Origin of the sequence: Actinomadura livida, assembly GCF_014648675.1 — a bacterium.
GTDB classification, from domain to species: domain Bacteria; phylum Actinomycetota; class Actinomycetes; order Streptosporangiales; family Streptosporangiaceae; genus Spirillospora; species Spirillospora livida.
Window position 1 is genome coordinate 1 of record NZ_BMRO01000053.1, and the last position, 355, is coordinate 355.

General features: G+C 70.1%; 1 protein-coding gene. It reads left to right on the forward strand.

All coding sequences use genetic code 11. From position 1 onward, the window contains the following. On the forward strand, positions 1–355 hold a 355-nt coding region (locus IEZ03_RS38455; protein ID WP_506269208.1), incomplete at both ends, for an RNA polymerDNA-directed RNA polymerase subunit B.

Below are 355 nucleotides of genomic sequence, written 5' to 3' on the forward strand. Positions count from 1 at the left end.
GAGGCCACCCTCGGCGCGGTCCCGGTCCCGATCGAGGTCGACGACATCGACCACTTCGGCAACCGGCGCCTGCGCACCGTGGGCGAGCTGATCCAGAACCAGGTCCGGCTCGGCCTGGCGCGCATGGAGCGCGTCGTCCGCGAGCGGATGACCACCCAGGACGTCGAGGCCATCACGCCGCAGACCCTGATCAACATCCGGCCGGTCGTCGCCTCCATCAAGGAGTTCTTCGGCACCAGCCAGCTGTCGCAGTTCATGGACCAGACCAACCCCCTGGCCGGGCTGACGCACAAGCGGCGGCTGTCGGCGCTGGGTCCCGGTGGTCTGTCGCGTGAGCGGGCGGGCATGGAGGTCC